The sequence below is a fragment of the Nitrosopumilus sp. genome, assembly GCF_025699255.1.
Classification (GTDB): Archaea; Thermoproteota; Nitrososphaeria; order Nitrososphaerales; family Nitrosopumilaceae; genus Nitrosopumilus.
In genome coordinates this window covers 1-16,607 of the sequence record NZ_JAILWA010000017.1, presented here as the reverse complement: position 1 = coordinate 16,607, position 16,607 = coordinate 1, and the positions used below count along the sequence as shown (strand labels likewise).

Annotated in this window: 20 protein-coding genes; 13 read left to right on the top strand and 7 right to left on the bottom strand. The window is 32.6% G+C overall.

The genetic code is table 11. The features are described from left to right. The coding region (locus tag K5781_RS10060) for a DHHA1 domain-containing protein (RefSeq protein WP_297443747.1) at positions 1–1,072 on the top strand (1,072 nt) is incomplete at its 5' end. 50 nt (positions 1,073–1,122) lie between these two features. Here the strand turns inward: K5781_RS10060 and K5781_RS10055 are convergent. From K5781_RS10055 to K5781_RS10040, 4 genes are all read right to left on the bottom strand, one after another. Further along, positions 1,123–1,491, bottom strand: coding sequence for a PPOX class F420-dependent oxidoreductase (locus K5781_RS10055; protein WP_297443744.1), 369 nt, complete (start codon positions 1,489–1,491; stop codon positions 1,123–1,125). Positions 1,492–1,515: 24 nt separating this feature from the next. Next, entirely contained in the window at positions 1,516–2,337 is an 822-nt protein-coding gene (locus K5781_RS10050; RefSeq protein WP_297443741.1) for a PEFG-CTERM sorting domain-containing protein, read from the bottom strand. A gap of 155 nt (positions 2,338–2,492) precedes the next feature. Further along, complete coding sequence (locus K5781_RS10045) at positions 2,493–2,948, bottom strand: RidA family protein (RefSeq protein ID WP_297443738.1); 456 nt, start codon at positions 2,946–2,948, stop codon at positions 2,493–2,495. A 55-nt stretch (positions 2,949–3,003) separates the two neighbouring features. Beyond that, positions 3,004–3,609, bottom strand: a complete 606-nt coding sequence (locus K5781_RS10040) for a hypothetical protein (protein ID WP_297443735.1) — start codon at positions 3,607–3,609, stop codon at positions 3,004–3,006. 273 nt (positions 3,610–3,882) lie between these two features. On the opposite strand from K5781_RS10040, the gene K5781_RS10035 reads away from it, so the two are divergent. Next, entirely contained in the window at positions 3,883–4,038 is a 156-nt protein-coding gene (locus K5781_RS10035) for a hypothetical protein (RefSeq protein WP_297443733.1), read from the top strand. 14 nt (positions 4,039–4,052) lie between these two features. Here the strand turns inward: K5781_RS10035 and K5781_RS10030 are convergent, their stop codons facing one another. Then, a complete protein-coding gene (locus K5781_RS10030; RefSeq protein ID WP_297443730.1) occupies positions 4,053–5,213 on the bottom strand; it encodes a helix-turn-helix domain-containing protein in 1,161 nt (386 codons plus the stop codon). A 158-nt stretch (positions 5,214–5,371) separates the two neighbouring features. On the opposite strand from K5781_RS10030, the gene K5781_RS10025 reads away from it, so the two are divergent. From K5781_RS10025 to K5781_RS10000, 6 genes are read left to right on the top strand one after another with little or no spacing between them, the layout of a single operon-like run. Continuing rightward, positions 5,372–5,935, top strand: coding sequence for a hypothetical protein (locus K5781_RS10025; protein WP_297443727.1), 564 nt, complete (start codon positions 5,372–5,374; stop codon positions 5,933–5,935). After that, positions 5,907–6,422 carry a hypothetical protein gene (locus K5781_RS10020; RefSeq protein ID WP_297443723.1) on the top strand — a complete coding sequence of 172 codons (516 nt, stop codon included), beginning with the start codon at positions 5,907–5,909 and terminating at the stop codon, positions 6,420–6,422. The genes K5781_RS10025 and K5781_RS10020 overlap by 29 nt, the downstream gene beginning before the upstream one ends. Before the next feature lie 9 nt (positions 6,423–6,431). After that, complete coding sequence (locus tag K5781_RS10015) at positions 6,432–7,625, top strand: AAA family ATPase (RefSeq protein ID WP_297443720.1); 1,194 nt, start codon at positions 6,432–6,434, stop codon at positions 7,623–7,625. 49 nt (positions 7,626–7,674) lie between these two features. Continuing rightward, entirely contained in the window at positions 7,675–8,847 is a 1,173-nt protein-coding gene (carA, locus tag K5781_RS10010; protein WP_297443750.1) for a glutamine-hydrolyzing carbamoyl-phosphate synthase small subunit, read from the top strand. A gap of 4 nt (positions 8,848–8,851) precedes the next feature. Beyond that, positions 8,852–12,094 carry a carbamoyl-phosphate synthase (glutamine-hydrolyzing) large subunit gene (carB, locus tag K5781_RS10005; protein WP_297443716.1) on the top strand — a complete coding sequence of 1,081 codons (3,243 nt, stop codon included), beginning with the start codon at positions 8,852–8,854 and terminating at the stop codon, positions 12,092–12,094. Positions 12,095–12,133: 39 nt separating this feature from the next. Beyond that, complete coding sequence (locus tag K5781_RS10000) at positions 12,134–12,589, top strand: hypothetical protein (protein ID WP_297443713.1); 456 nt, start codon at positions 12,134–12,136, stop codon at positions 12,587–12,589. Here the strand turns inward: K5781_RS10000 and K5781_RS09995 are convergent. Then, entirely contained in the window at positions 12,586–13,335 is a 750-nt protein-coding gene (locus tag K5781_RS09995) for a metallophosphoesterase (protein WP_297443710.1), read from the bottom strand. The genes K5781_RS10000 and K5781_RS09995 overlap by 4 nt on opposite strands. Positions 13,336–13,369: 34 nt before the next feature. Here K5781_RS09995 and K5781_RS09990 point away from each other — a divergent pair, with 34 nt between their 5' ends. Both K5781_RS09990 and K5781_RS09985 read left to right on the top strand, forming a co-directional pair. Continuing rightward, positions 13,370–13,672 carry a hypothetical protein gene (locus K5781_RS09990; RefSeq protein ID WP_297443707.1) on the top strand — a complete coding sequence of 101 codons (303 nt, stop codon included), beginning with the start codon at positions 13,370–13,372 and terminating at the stop codon, positions 13,670–13,672. A gap of 48 nt (positions 13,673–13,720) precedes the next feature. After that, the gene (locus K5781_RS09985; protein WP_297443704.1) at positions 13,721–13,972 is read left to right on the top strand and encodes a hypothetical protein; all 252 of its coding nucleotides are present in this window, start codon (positions 13,721–13,723) and stop codon (positions 13,970–13,972) included. Between the two features lie 2 nt (positions 13,973–13,974). Here K5781_RS09985 and K5781_RS09980 read toward each other — a convergent pair whose 3' ends face one another. Beyond that, positions 13,975–14,274, bottom strand: coding sequence for a hypothetical protein (locus tag K5781_RS09980; protein WP_297443701.1), 300 nt, complete (start codon positions 14,272–14,274; stop codon positions 13,975–13,977). Positions 14,275–14,317: 43 nt separating this feature from the next. Between K5781_RS09980 and K5781_RS09975 the strand changes: the two genes are divergently transcribed. From K5781_RS09975 to lsrF, 3 genes are all read left to right on the top strand, one after another. After that, positions 14,318–14,656: a V-type ATP synthase subunit F gene (locus K5781_RS09975; protein ID WP_297443698.1), complete on the top strand. Its 339-nt coding sequence runs from the start codon at positions 14,318–14,320 to the stop codon at positions 14,654–14,656. A gap of 32 nt (positions 14,657–14,688) precedes the next feature. Further along, entirely contained in the window at positions 14,689–15,717 is a 1,029-nt protein-coding gene (locus tag K5781_RS09970) for a zinc-dependent dehydrogenase (RefSeq protein WP_297443696.1), read from the top strand. A 45-nt stretch (positions 15,718–15,762) separates the two neighbouring features. Then, a partial coding sequence (lsrF, locus tag K5781_RS09965; RefSeq protein WP_297443693.1) for a 3-hydroxy-5-phosphonooxypentane-2,4-dione thiolase occupies positions 15,763–16,607 on the top strand: 845 nt, incomplete at its 3' end.

Genomic DNA, 16,607 nt, shown 5'->3' with positions numbered 1-16,607 from the left:
AGCAGCCAAAAAAGTTACCAAGAAAACAGCAGCCAAAAAAGTTACCAAGAAAACAGCAGCCAAAAAAGTTACCAAGAAAACAACTTCTAAATCTAAACGAACTAAAGTTATTTGTATTTCTCATAAAGAGGATTGTGATGGTATTAGTTCTGCTGCACTTATCCGTCAAGCTTTTGGAGGTGATGCAATACTAGTTGATTATCCTGGACAAATGGAGGCATTAAACCAAGTCGTATTGGATGACAAACTAAAATCCTTATTCATTTGTGATTTGGGATTAAGCAAAAAAACACAAGATGAATTTATTGACATAATGAAAACATTAAGGAAAAATAAAGTTTCAATAACCTACATTGATCATCATGATATTGATCCTGTTGTTGTAAAAGAATTGGAAAAAATTAAAGTCAAAGTAATTCATGATATCAATGAATGTACTACTGTCCAAGTTTACAGTGCTTACAAATCAAAACTAAATGATCATGCATCTTTTGTTGCAACTTGTGCTGCAATTACTGATTATATGGAAGACAGACCTATTGGTTCTAAATTATTACAAATCTATGATAGACAATTTGCTTTGATTAGCGCAACTGTGATGACTTACAATATTGTCGGTCATCAAAAAGAACCTGACTATTTGCTGTATTTGGTTGAGGAATTGGCTGAATCAAAATTCCCTCATGAAATTCCAAATACTTTTGAATTTGCTCAGATTCAAGTAGAAAAATTGTCTCAAATGATTGCAAAAGTAAAGAAAGGTATGAAAACTATGAAAAATCTTGGTTATATGGAGATTTTAGATGCTGGTGCAAGCGGTGCTGTCAATTTTGTCATGGGCTTGTCTGGAAAAGATGTGGGTGTAGCATACAAAGAACGAGTTGATCATGGCATTTATGCTGTATCTGTTAGGGGTTCAAAGAATTGCCAAGTTCATCTTGGAAAAATTGTTAATCTTTTGGCAACTAGTCTTGGTGGTTCTGGAGGAGGTCATGATAAAGCATGTGGAGCAGTTGTTCCAAAACCAAAAATAAAAAAATTCATTACAGAATTAAATAAAAAAATAAAATAATTTTTATGTATTTGAGAATTTTTTGTCTCGCTTAAGAAATAAAAAATAACTTAATCTATTTTAATTGTAAATGCAAAAAATTCCCCCTTGTTTTTACTAAGAAATTTTGCCATTTTTGCCATGAATCCGTATTTTTTATCTCTCATTTTTACTGCCTCATTTATCTCTGCATTAGTTAAAATTTTAGCAGTGCCTGAAATCCATTCTCCTGTGATTTTGCCTCTGATAGTACATGTAGCTAGTTTTACTTTCAGATTATTTTTGAGACGTTTGACTTTACCTGTTTGGTATCTTGTAACAACATATACCACACCTTCTTTGATTACAAACCAAACTGGAGTTCGTACTGACTCTCCGTTTTTTCTATAAGTTTCAAGTGAGATGTATTTTTCCGATTGAATCTCATCCAAATTAAACATGATGTAGTTATTTATTTTCTGGAATTAATATTTAGGTAAAATTGCTAACTTTGATTTTGCAGAAACCACAATTATTAAGATAATTGATATTGCCAACACCAAAGATGTAATAACTCCAAATTCTGGTACAACTACGCCTTCTTTTATCTCTACTTTGATTGATTGCTTATGTTCTGATGCTGTACCTTGATTTGCAGTAATTGTATACATTCCATCTTCTTTCCACAATGGACCTCCTACTTTAATTTCAATTTCAAAATCTCCATTAATTCCAGGCGTTACTTGTGCAATTGTCACCAAATTTCCAGCAGGTGAATTTACAATTAATGTGATATCTGTTCCTCGATAACTTGTATTCCCGTTAATTGTAATGATATCTGAACCATTGATTGCATCTGCTGACATTGTAATCCCGCTGGTGGTTTTTGGCAATTCCTTTACTATTGTTGGGTTTTCTTTAATTATGACTGCATCTGGATTTCTTGGAATTGCTTGTGATGTAACAGTAAATTGTGTTGATGCTGTAATTTCTGAATCTTCATGACTTGCAGTCACCAAATATGTTCCTTCTTTGAAACTTGGGATGGGTGGATTAAGTAATTTTTTAAATTCACCATTATCTTTTATTGCTAATTGTGGTGCAAAAACTAGTGCCCCATCTGGACCAATTATTTTTAGTTTAACTGGTTTGAATTGGGATACTTCAGTGATTTTTCCTGAAATCCATATTGAATCTAGTGCTTTGATTTCTTGTGATGACACATCTAATTCTAAAGTTGGTTCTGCAAATACTGCTGTTGAAAACATGGATACACCTAATATCATAAACAATGAAATCTTTAGCATCTTCTTTCTAAATCTTGAGAGTATATGAATTATTTCTCTTTATTTGTAGCAATATTCTTAACCTTGAGTTTTCTTATCTGATTTTCTTTTTCTGATTTTTTGATTTATCTGGGTGTTAAAAATGAAAAATCTATTTGAGATAACTTTCAAATTAATTAATCTGAAAATTCTATTATTGCATCAATTTCAGTCATTGAATTCAAAGGCAAACATGCAACACCCACTGCAACTCTTGCATGTTTTCCTTTCTCTTCAAATATTTCAAAAAACAAATCTGATGCTGGGTTGATGACTTTGGGATGTTGTACAAATTCTGGCATTGAATTTACAAATCCTGATAGTTTTACAATCTTTGTTACTTTATCTAAACTACCTAACTCTCTTTTTATCTGAGCTAAAATGTTAATTGCACACATTCTTGCTGATTTTTGGGCTGTTTCTAAATTATCATCAGATACTTTTCCTGTGAAAACCACTTTTCCTTCTTCCATTGGAATTTGTCCTGAAATAAACAACAAATTGCCTGTTTTTATGGCTGGTACATAAGATCCTGCAGGTATTGGTGGATTTGGAAGTCTAACTCCTAATGATTCTAATTTTTCCTCAATCATAAGTATGTGGAAAATTTTGACTGATTTTAATTTTTCACTTATTTTTACTTAGTCATTAAACCGTAAGATGTCCTGTTTTTGGAATCTTATTCGTAATTTCTCTTTGTAAAATTACTCGTTCATTAGTTTTTCTTCCTTCGAGCAACATTTGACTTGTTTCATCCATGAACTCACTAATCTGTTTAAAGCATTTTTTTAATTCTTTTTTTAATTCCTCATCATCACTATTCTCTTTTGTCCAAAGAATTGAAGATGCTAACTCAAACATACTTGTAACTGTGACAATTAATAATTCATAATCCTCTTTTGTTGCTTTGTTTATTTTGTGGGAATTGAGATCTTTTGAGATATATGAAAATATTTTTTTATTTTCTAGTTTTCTAACCATTGATTTTATTTTTGATTCATATGTGAAAATTATATTATTGATAAAACCTATGTTTTCTTCAACAGAGTAATGGTAATGTTTAACGTAAAATGCTTCATCTTTGTATCCATGTTTTTCAATATGGCCTAGTATTTCCATTTTTTTCAAAATTTCTCTTAATTTGGATCTGTTGAATCTTTTTTTATTATTGAGACATGTTTTCCATATGTCTCCAAAATAATTTTTTTCATTGTTCATAGATTCTAAAATATAATTTATTGAAATTATTTGCATATCGTTTCATTTTTTGAGAATTATTTATTGGTGATGCTACAAATAGTTCAAAAAATATTGGTTTGCTGTGCCTGAATAATCTCGATTTTTAAAACTCTGAACTTTTGAGTATTTTGTACAAGTTTTTTCGCTACTATTGTAATGTGTATCTTCTCTGTTACTTCAAATAGATTATGCTTTTTCATGACGAAGAATTAGATGAAAAGGAACTTACAAAATATTTCAAAAAATTTACTCCTGAAACAATTGATTTGCTTGAAAAGGAATATCAAAATGAATGAGACTGAAAAATTAGCCAAAAAAATCTCTGCATTTATTGAAAAAAATCTTAAAGGAAACACTCCTTTTCAAAACACCTCTGACTTCCTCTCTTATATCGCATACAAGGAAATCCAAAAAAAATCTCACCTCTCAAATTCTGATAAGTAACTTACTTGCCTGATCTAGTTTTTACTAATTTTGATATGGACTTTCTCTCCTTTGTTTGAATTGTTCTGATACACTGTTCTGGTTTTGTATCCTTGTTTTTGAAGGCAACCGTCTAAAACAGAAACCCATGGCAATGAATGTCCACTGTTAAGTTTCGACTCAATTGTGATGTTTTTTGTATTTGCTTCAAAATTTACATGTCCTGAACATGTTATTTGCATTACTGCGTCCATTATCTCAATTATGTCGTCTAGAGATTTTGTTTTTAGTGAAATCCCGTTCTTTTCTAATAATTTGAACATGTCTGCTTCTGGTTTTTTTGATATCATTGAAGAATTTAACATATACATCAATCCTGAATCATTTACTGTTTTGATAATTTTGTAAATTTCCTGAGCTTCTGTTTTTGTCATGTCTGCAAGAGCTTTAGTTTTAATTGCATTTTTCCAAATATTTGAAAATATTTTTTCCTGATTTCCCGCTAAGATGTCTGTCGATGAAAAAATTGCACCTTTTCCATTATCGTTATTTATCATAAGTAATTCTGTTTCATCAAAGATGAAACTGTTTTGTGTAATCTCTGATGCCCTAATTTCTACTCCATCTGGAATTACTCTATATGATTCTGAACAAATTTGATTTGGCGAAACTAGTATTTTTACATCCAAATTCCTTCTTAAAACTGACAATAATTGTTCTTTACATTCAGATAACAATCCAAATCCCCACTGATCAGTCATTATTTTGATTGATGTCTTTGAACCCTCAATCATTGTTTGAAGCTGTGTTAGTACATTATTTGCACTAAGGTGAAAATACCTTTTTTCTTCTGAACCTCTTGATTTTCTACTTTCCTCACTTGCTTTTTTTAAATTGGAAATCAAAGTGTTCATTGCATTTACTTTGTTAATTTGCTCATGAATAATCCCATCAAATGCATCTTCGGGAGCAATTGCTGTACACATAATGGGTTTACTCTTTGAAATAATGACTAATTTTTTATTCTCTAATTTTAGTAATGTTGGATAAATTTTTGTCCTTGGTATCTCTGAATAATATGCCAATTCACTTGCAGATATTGTTCCTTTTGCAATTAAGGCAACATATGCCTGAGCTTCATACTTGCTCAAACCAAATTCTTCAAGACTTACCGTCAAAACTTGCTCATTTACCATGAATTCCATTGATTTGTTATTAGGTAAAATTGAGAGCTAAATTCCTTTACACAAATACTCAAAAAAAATCAAAAATGTATCTGTAGATGGGTGTAACTATGGTTACTAAATTATTTGATACACCGTCCTGAAATACAAAATTTAGAATTGCAATTGGTATGTTGGTAAAATATGATGAAAATCCATTAGAAATTAAAAATATCTCTCATACTGTGACCCTTGTTCCAAGATTAGAATACTCTGTTAATCTATTAGATGAAATGATTGAAATTCTTAATGGTAGACAATCTGAATTAAAAGAGACAAACCAAGATTTTAGATTTGATTTTGATGAATCTGATAAATCCCAAGTTGATTCCTTGAAATTGGAATTTCTTGTACTTTTTTCTTTAGACGTATTATTAGAAATCAAAAATCGCATGAAACGTATTTCTCATCTTGGAAATATTCCTGAGGTTCTCCCTTCCTCAATACCTATGATTAGAACAGTAAGTGCTCAATTATTTGATGTTGTTCCTATGTGCAGCCAAAAATTATCTGAAATATCTGTTCATTTAGGCAGTATTGTGCTTGATTCAGCAGCTCTAACTACTGCCAGATTTGATTTTAGTCGCTCAAATAATGAATCTGCTGATTTACTTAATGAAGTAAAATTGATGGTCCACTCTAAATTAAGTAAGCAGTACCCTAATCTTGATTTTTTCAAATTATGCAATACCTGATATGTTAAACACTAAACGAGATTTTTCAAAGGATGTTGAGCGAATCAAATCAATCTCTTCTAAAATTGATAAAAAACTCTCCGAGGTAAAATCTTCAGATGATTCTAAAATTGATAAACTATCTTTAGAAGAATTGCAAGATTTAGATAAAATTGTTGGAATTGCAGATTTTATGATGTGTAAATATGCTGATAAAAAAGAAATGCGTTCAATACTCAAGCATTTCACATCTATCATTAATGATACTGCAAATTCATTAGATAATTTGGATGATGAGGTATCTGAATTGATTATCTCAGCTGAGGATTCAATAAACAAGGTCAAAGATATGCATGTGCATATATCTGAAAAATCTGATTTTAAAAAAAAATATCATGATGGTCCTGAATATAATGAGCATGAAACAAGTGCAATTAATTTAACCAATTTTGCTACAGAGATTCACACTATAGGATACCAACAAAATTCTCAAAGGGATACTGCGTAGGTAATTAGGATGAGTTTAGCCCCACAAGAATTAGAAAATACAGCAAGCAAATATGCTTCTGAAGCTATCAAATTTGACTCCCAAGGAGCTCGTGGAATGGCAATTACCCATTATCAACAAGCAATTGATGCTCTGGTGAAATTATTGCAATTATACCCTAACAGTAAACTAAATCAAATTTACAAAGAACGATGCAACTCTTATCATGGAAGAATTAATGCATTACAACAGGCTCATGGTGTCGAGCCTGCAGTTGATCCTAAAGCCTCTGAAGAAGATCAGAAAAAATCTGTTCAGAGACAAGAAAATGAAAATGATTTTGAAGAATTAGTGATGAAAGAAAAACCTGATGTTACATGGGATCAGGTAATTGGTCTAGATGATGCAAAAAGCGCTTTACGTGAATCTATTGTATATCCTACTAAGCGACCTGATTTGTTTCCTCTTGGATGGCCAAAAGGAATGTTACTGTATGGCCCACCTGGAACTGGAAAAACAATGCTAGCTGCCGCAACTGCAAATGAGATGGATGGTTATTTTATCAATGTTGACGCATCTTCTATGATGAGCAAGTGGTTAGGAGAAGCAGAAAAAAATGTTTCAAAATTATTTTCAATGGCTAGACAATATGCCGAGAAAGAAGGTAAGCCTGTTATTTTATTTGTAGATGAAGTTGACTCTCTTTTGGGTTCTAGAAACAGTGAGGTTGGTGGAGAAGTTAGAACTAAAAATCAATTCTTAACTGAAATGGATGGTGTAAATGGAAAAGGAAAAGATTTGATGTTGTATGTGATTGGTGCAACAAACAAACCTTGGAGTCTTGATTGGCCATTTCTTAGAAGATTCCAAAAAAGGATTTACGTGTCTTTGCCTACACAAGCTGCAAGAGAAAATCTTTTTGAACAATACACTGAAAAATTAAATAAAAATTACAGAGTAAATAACACTGAATTAGCAAAACTCTTTGATGGATACAGTGCAAGTGATATCAAAGATGTATGTCAAGCAGCTCAGATAAAGACTGTACATGAAATTTTCAATGCTCCTGATTATCATGAACCGGTTGAGGGAGAAGAACCTGTTCAACCAAGAGAACTAACAACTGCTGATTTCAAGAACATAATGCAAAGAAGAAAACCAAGTGTTTCTACCGAAATGATTCGTGCTTATCACAAATGGAGTGAAGAGTTCCAAGCACTCTAGTCGTAAGTTGCGATCATTTTTTACATTTTTAATTCCACACAAAACTTAAATTCACAATAACTCGGACTTTACGAGGGTCACAATTACTACAAAGAAATCAAACCATGCAAATAAGTTTGGAAAACTAATTTTTGATGATGGCACTGTTCTTGATGGAAAGGGATTTGGTTATTCTACAACTGTTTTTGGTGAAATAGTTTTCAATACAGGAATGGTTGGATATACCGAAGCACTAACTGATCCATCATATAATGGCCAAATTCTCACTTTAACTTATCCTTTAGTTGGAAATTATGGAGTTCCAGATCCTTCTATCAAAGATGAAGATGGAATTCCAAAGTTTTTTGAATCAAACAAAATCCAAATTCGTGGTTTAGTTGTTCATGAATTATCCTTGACTGCCAGCCATTGGAATCTTTTCATGACTTTAGATGAATGGATGAATAATGAAAAAGTGCCTGGTATTTCTGGAATTGATACTAGGGAATTGACAAAAAAACTGAGAACTAGCGGAGTGATGATGGCTGCATTAGTTGTTTCTGATAATGAGATTGATGTTGATTCTATTAAAAAACAACTAGAATCTGCAAAACATTATGATTCAGAACAATTTATGGATGAGGTCTCCACAAAAGAAGAACGAGTATTTGGTAATGATGAAAAAACAGTTGTTGTAGTTGATACTGGTGCAAAAAACGCAATTTTGAGAAATGTACGTGAACTTGGCTATAAGGCAATTCTAGTCCCATGGGATACTCCTTTTGAAAAAATTATGTCTCATAATCCTAAAGGTGTTGTATTGAGTAGTGGTCCTGGTGATCCACAAAAATGCCCTGACACAATTGATACTGCAAAAAAATTAATTGAACATAATGTTCCAACATTAGGCATTTGTTTAGGTGCACAAATAATTGGGATTGCAGGAAATACTGAAACATACAAGTTAAAGTATGGTCACCGTGGTCAAAACAAACCTTGTATTAATTTAGAAAATAATCAAGTATATGTCACAAGCCAAAATCATGGATATGGCATCACTCCAGAGTCTATTGAAAAATCTGATTTCAAATTATGGTTTACAAATGCAGATGATAAAACAGTTGAAGGAATAAAACATAAAAAACAAAACTGTGTTGCAGTACAATTCCACCCCGAAGCTGCACCAGGACCGTTTGATTGCAAGTTTGTTTTTGAAGAGTTGCAAAAACTAATGGAGAAATAATCAATTGCCTCTAAACGAATCTCTTAAGAAAATCTTAGTACTTGGTAGTGGTGCAATCAAAATTGGTGAAGCTGGCGAATTTGATTATTCTGGAAGTCAATGTCTTAAAGCAATTCACGAAGATGGCCTAAGTAGCGTATTGATCAATCCCAATATTGCAACAATTCAAACTGATACACGATTTGCAGATCAAGTGTATCTATTGCCTGTAAATGCTGAATATGTTGAATCTATTATTGAAAAAGAGAGACCTGATGGAATTATGTTGGCCTATGGTGGTCAAACTGCCTTAAATTGTGGTGTAAATCTCGATGAATCTGGTATTCTCAAAAAATATGGCATAAATGTACTTGGAACTCAAGTTAAAGGAATTCAAAGAACGGAAGATAGACAACTTTTCAAAGATTCAATGAAGGAATGTGGGGTGCCTGTTTTGAAAAGTAAAACTGTCAATAATTTTGAGGATGCTAAAAAAGCCGCAGAAGAATTATCTTATCCTGTTATTATTCGTGTTGCATATACTCTTGGAGGTAGAGGCGGCGGAGTTGCACATAATGAAATTGAATTACATGAAATTGTAGAAAGAGGTTTGAAAGCAAGTCTAGTAAAACAAGTTTTGGTTGAAGAGTATATTGGTCATTGGAAACAAATTGAATATGAAGTAATGCAAGATTATGATGGAAATAATGTAATTGTTTGTAATATGGAAAATGTTCTTTCTATGAAAGCTCACACTGGAGACAATATTGTGGTTGCTCCTTCCCAAACAATTGACAATCATGAATACCATATGTTACGTTCTGCAGCGTTACGTGCAACAAAACATGTTGGCATTGTAGGTGAATGTAATATTCAATATGCGCTTGCTCCTGATTCAGATCGATATGTTGCAATTGAAATCAACCCTAGACTTTCTCGTTCTTCAGCTCTGGCAAGTAAAGCAACTGGATATCCATTAGCATACATGTCTGCAAAAATTGGTTTGGGTTATAATTTGTCTGAACTTGTTAATCGAATTACCAAAAGTACTACTGCGTGTTTTGAACCTTCACTTGATTATGTTGTCTGTAAACACCCAAGATGGGATTTTGCAAAATTTGAATTAGTAAATAGGAGACTTGGACCTACTATGAAATCTGTTGGTGAAGTTATGGCCATAGGTCGAACTTTTGAAGAATCATTTCAAAAAGCAATTCGAATGTTGGATATAGGCAATGATGGTTTAGTTTTGAATCGTTCCAATGGGGAAAAATTTACTGAAGAAGACATTGAATACAAATTATCTCATCATGATGATCGTATTCTTTATCATGTTGCAATTGCTCTGAAAATGGGAATATCTGTTGAGCGAATTTACAAATTATCTACTGTTGATCCTTGGTTTATAGAAAAAATAAAACATATTGTGAATGTTGAAGAAAAACTAAAAGAATCTGATCTTGATGATTCATTACTTTGGGAGGCTAAAAAAACCGGCTTTTCAGATAAACAGATTGCTCGTGCAAGAGACAAAACTCCTGATGAAATACGTGATTTAAGGAAGAAATTAGGCGTAATTCCTTCTGTTAAACAGATTGATACATTGGCTGCAGAATGGCCTGCAGTCACAAATTACTTGTATTTGACTTATGGGGGTAACTCAAATGATATCGCAGTCCCAGAAGATGAAAAAGGAATTGTTGTTCTTGGAGCAGGTCCATACAGAATTGGAAGTAGTGTTGAATTTGATTGGGGTACTGTTAACATGGTTTGGGGTCTCCAAGAGAATGGAGAAAAGAATGTTTCTGTAGTAAACTGTAATCCTGAAACAGTGTCAACTGATTATGATATTTGTACGCGATTGTATTTTGAAGAATTAACTCAGGAGAGAATTTTAGATATTACTGAATTTGAAAACCCTAAAGGAATTATCACATGTGTTGGTGGACAAACTGCAAATAATTTAACTCCTGGTCTTGCACAACATGGTGTAAATATTCTTGGTACTAGTGCACACGATGTTGATAGGGCAGAAGATCGTTCTAAATTTAGTGCAGAGCTTGATAAGCTCCACATCCAACAACCTCGTTGGCAAGCTTTTTCCAATCTTAACGAAGCAAAGTCTTTTGCCCAAGAAGTTGGTTTCCCTGTGATTGTAAGACCATCTTATGTTTTATCTGGTGCAGCAATGAAGGTTGTTTGGTCTCAAGAAGAATTAAAAACATATGTTAAAGAAGCAACTGATGTTTCTCCTGATCATCCTGTTGTAATTTCAAAATTTATGCTAAACTCCCTTGAAGTAGATGTGGATGGTGTTAGTAATGGAAAAGAAGTTGTAATTGGAGCTATTGTTGAACATATTGATAGTGCAGGAGTTCATTCAGGAGATGCTATGATGGTAATTCCTCCATGGCGTTTAAGCAACAAAATTATTGAAACTATTAATGAATACACCAAAAAGATTGCTTTAACGTTTAATGTAAAGGGACCATTTAATCTGCAATTCTTAGTACATGATGATCATGTGTATGTAATTGAATTGAACATCAGGGCATCTCGTTCTATGCCATTTGTTTCAAAATTAGTGAAAACCAATTTGATCTCTCTTGCATCTAAAGCAATTTTGGGTAAACCTATGCCTAAAATACCTGAGAATAAATGGCAAAAAATCCATAATTATGGAATCAAAGTACCGCAATTCTCTTTTATGCAATTAGAAGGTGCTGATATTGCCTTAGGCGTTGAAATGCAATCTACTGGTGAGGCTGCTTGCTTTGGAAATAGTTTCTATGATGCATTATCTAAGGGGCTGACATCAGTAGGATACAATTTGCCTGATAAAGGCACTGCATTGGTAACTGTTGGGGGTGCACAGAATAAAGAGAAATTGGTTGCAACCATTGCAAAACTAAAACAATTAGGATTTAAAATTTTGGCAACAGAACATACTGCTGAATTTTTTGAAGAAAAAATTGGTGAAGTACAAATTGTACATAAAATTTCAGAACCCGAAAGAAAACCCAATATCTCTGATTTATTATATGAACGAAAAATTGACTTTATCATAAATATACCTAGTACTTCTACATTGGAAAAATATGTTGGAATGCTCGATGATGAATACCAAATACGAAGAAAATCTCTTGAATTGGGAATTCCTGTACTTACTACTATTGAATTGGCAGATTCTTTTGTTAAGACTTTGGAGTGGTTAAGAAATAATAAAACTACCAAAGACCCTATTGAACCCTATGACAAATATGAATAATTTTAAAAAAGTTAAACACAAGTATTCTATAAAAAAATTATGGCAAAAAAATTCTCAGACGCTGAATTAGATGAAGTATTAAGCAAAATTGAAAAGTTTGATTCTGATGGAATTCGTTATGTTCATCTTAGAAACAATGTAAAGAAAAATTTTGCTAAAATAAAGATTGCAGAATTTAAACTCAAAGATATTTTGGTTTTTTTAGATGAAAATGGATTGGTGCAAAGAATTCCTTTTGATGATCAACCTGGGTTTCATGATCTAACTCTTTATCGAATCTCTGAAAAAGGAAAAGATTTGTTATCAAAATTTACTCGTGAACCTAATGATGATTGGAATAAAAATAGCTATTCATCTAATGTTGCTTGTCATAATTGTGGCCATTCTTATGAGATACGTGTATTGTATACTGAGACAGTTAAAATTTGGTCTAAATCTCAGAGGTGCCCTAACTGTGCAATGAAAGGAACTCTCGAAACAAAGACATTTGATTAAATTACCTGTTTGATATTATTTTCATTTCCTATTATAGTTCCATCTAATGTGATAATCTTTGCTTTAGTTATTTCTGTAATCTTATTGATTATTGGAGAAATTGATTTTTTGTATTGTTTTCTATGTGTTGCGTAAAAATATTTGTTAAACGATGGCATTATTGTAATTTCAATTTCTCCTGATTTGTTGGGAAAAATATTTTCTTTTTCTGTTTTTATGGAAACCCATACTCTTTGTCCATTAATTATTGAATCCTCTTGAAAAAAAACTGGATGGATATGACCCATGATGATTTTATCTACATGCGAAAAATTTTCAGAAGGCATGGTGTGTCCATGTGTTAACAAAATGTTTTCCTCAACCATTCCAATTGAACTTATCATTGAAATGTTATCTGGAATGAGCTGTTGAATATTTGCATCATGATTCCCTGGAATCAAAACGATATCACATTTTTCTTTAATTTTTTTAAAAAATAATGGTACTTCCTCCCATTCATTCCTTGATATGTTTTTAATACTTGATTTTATGTCTCCTAACAAAACCACTGAATCTGGTTTTTCTGAATCGATAATTGTAGATAATTCGTGAATTGTTTCATTGATTGTTGAGTTTTTCCCTATGAAAATTTCATTTGATGCCATGCTACTTTCAAATCCTATGTGCATGTCTGTGACTATGAGGTTCTTTTTTTCTCCTTCTAGAATTAGAGCTGGTTTTGATGGAACTATTCTTGTTTGTAACATCAAAGTTATACTGTAGATATCTGATTAAACCCTTATGAATAAAGATTCTGATAGGATACAATCCATTGTTTCTGATAAACGTGTTAAATTACATATTTTTGAGCCAAGCAAACGAAACATTTGGACTGTTGTTGGAAAGGGTGAAGAGCACTGGATTGATCCTGACAGTAATTATTGTTCTTGTCCTGGATTTTATTTTGGAAAACTAAATGGTAAAACAACTTGTTACCATCTTGAATCTGCACAATTAGCAAAGAATGAAAATCAAGTTGAAACAATCATTTTTTCAGATGATGAGTTTTCAGATTTTCTTTTAGGATTGATTTCTGATTTGTAATAATTAATTATTCGAACTTGTTAATAACTAGAAATTCCTTAGAAAAACATGGATGAAGACCAACAAAATTCAGAAATTGAAAAAATTGCAAATCTTATGGTTCATGATGACATATCTCCTGATGAACAAGATGCTGTAAAATTAGAAAAATACAAAAATCAGATCAAAGAAGATTGTGATCTTGATGATGAACAAGCTATGAAAATGGTTTATGAAACATTACTTTATAGAAAATTAAAAAATTCTGATTCAGGCGATGTTTTAGAAAAAGGTAATGAGTTTGGAGCAGGATTTAGCTAAGTTTACTCTAATGGAATTGTGTCCATATCGTCTTTTGAAACCCCTTTCCATAGACCAATCATTCCTTCAGGCTCTACTTCTTCAACCTTGGTAATCTGTTGAAGTTTGATGTGATCTGGATTTGGAGGCATCCATAACATTGCCATGTACTCTCCTACCTCTCCAACTTTAGTTGGCAAGGCCATGGAAATTTTGTCTGCTGAAAACCCTTTTGAAGCCAATGCGTTCATTGCTTTTTCTTTAAGATCCATTCTTCCATGTAGGAACAAATGAACTGCTTTTTGAGTATCAATTTCTGCCATGAATTAACTGCATTTTCAAACTAAATCAACCTTTCCTGATCTCATGACTCCAAAAAGGGTTAAATTAGAACATGGAAAAATCTCAACTGTGAAAATATTCACTGTTGGAAGTAAATCCTTTGTAACCAGTTTCCAATTAGCTGGAATTCCTGGAAAAATTTCTGAAAATCCTCAAAAGGCATTAGAAGAAATCAGAATATTGACTGATGACTCAGATGTTGGTCTTGTCTTAGTAAGTGATGATATTACTGAATCCATAAATGATGAATTAACTGCACTTAGAGCTGAAAAATCTACTTTGGTATTTGCATTACCTGCAACTGGTAGTGAAAAAACTGAAGTTGACTATAGGGTTATGCTTAAGAAAATTCTCGGCGTATAATCTACTTATAATCAAATTTCTAATGTCTTACCATGAAAACTGCATCTGTTAAAGAACCTTCAACGATTTCTGTTGATGAAACAGAAAAACCTTCTTTGACGTCCGGTGACATTCTAGTTCAAATGCAAGCTTGTGGCATTTGTGGTTCTGATTTAGAAAAAGTTTTTGGACAATATGGTCAACCATCAATGCGTTTAGGTCATGAACCTTCTGGAATTGTATTGGAAGTTGGTTCTGGTGTAACTGAATTTAAAAAAGGAGATAGGGTATTCACTCATCATCATGTTCCTTGCTATGATTGTCATTTTTGTAATCATGGTAATGAAACAATGTGTAAAAAATACTATGAAACAAATCTTTCTCCTTGTGGATTATCTGAAGAGTTTGTTGTTCCTGAATGGAATGTTTCCCATGGAGGTGTTTTAAAAATTTCTGATTCATTAAGTTATGAAGAAGCTGCTATGATTGAGCCATTGGCGTGTTGTGTTCGAGCTTGGAATAAATTTTCATATTTTGAAGGAGACTCTGTCGCAATTTTTGGAGTAGGTCCTACTGGAATGATGCATGTGATGCTTGCAAATGCTAAAAAATTTGCAAAAATATTTTGTTTTGATGTAAATGATTTTAGATTAGATTTTGCTAAAAAATTCAATATTACAGAATCTATATCATCATTGGATGAAAATAGACAACAAAAAATTTTGGATAATACTGACGGTAAGGGCGTTGATGTTGCAATTGTGGCTACAAGTAGTCTTAAGGCGTTAGATGATGCAATTGATATGGTTCGAAAAGGTGGTGCAATAATGATGTTTGGTGTTCCATCAAAAGGAGCCATGCTGAATTTAGATATGAGCAAAATCTACTCTAAAGAAATTACTTTGGTAACTAGCTATGCTGCATCTGATTTAGACACTAAAGAAGCTCTTGATTTGATAGAATCTTCTAAAATTGATGTTAAACAATTGATCACTCATACTTACACTATCTCTGATTCACAAAAGGCATTTGATCATGCACGTACAGGAGAAAATGCTATGAAAATTATCATAACAAAATAAGAAAGGCTTAAGAAGGGATTTTTCTTCTTTCAAAAACGAAGAGATTTGGATTGGGGATTAAAAAATAGAATTTCTAGTATCATTAAACCACAAAATAATCGTGCACTAATGTTGGCTGTAGATCATGGGTATTTTCTTGGTCCTACTGAAAAACTTGAAAATCCAAAAAAAGTCATTGCTCCTCTCTTAAAACACTGTGATTCGTTAATGGTTACAAGAGGTGTTCAAAGAACATCCGTTTCTGCCACTACTGACACTCCTATGGTTTTGAGAGTCTCTGGAGGTTCAAGTATTATTGGTGAAGATTTATCTCAAGAAGACATTACCGTATCTATTGAAGATGCAATCAGACTTAATGCAAGTGCTCTTGCAATGTCTATTTTTGTTGGCTCAAAATATGAATATCAAACTGTTGTAAATCTTGGAAAATTAGTTGGTGAAGCTGAAAAATATGGATTGCCTGTCTTGGCAGTCACTGCTGTTGGCAAGGAACTTGGGAAAGATGCACGATACCTTTCATTAGCATGTCGTGTTGCAGCAGAACAAGGAGCACATATAGTAAAAACCTACTATTGTGATAATTTTGAAAAAGTAGTCCAATCATGTCCTGTTCCAATAATTGTCGCAGGTGGAAAGAAAATTCCTGAACGTGATGCCTTACAATTAACTTACAACGCTATCAAAGGCGGTGCAGTTGGTGTTGATATGGGCAGAAACATCTGGCAATCAGAACACCCAGTTTCTATGATTAAAGCTGTAAGGGCAATTGTACATGGAAATCAAAATGTTGATCAGGCTTTCAAATTATACAAAAAACTAGTTGGTGAAGAATCAAAAAAGAAACCAAACAATCCTAATCAAAAAAAATCAAACAAACAAAAGAAACCAAA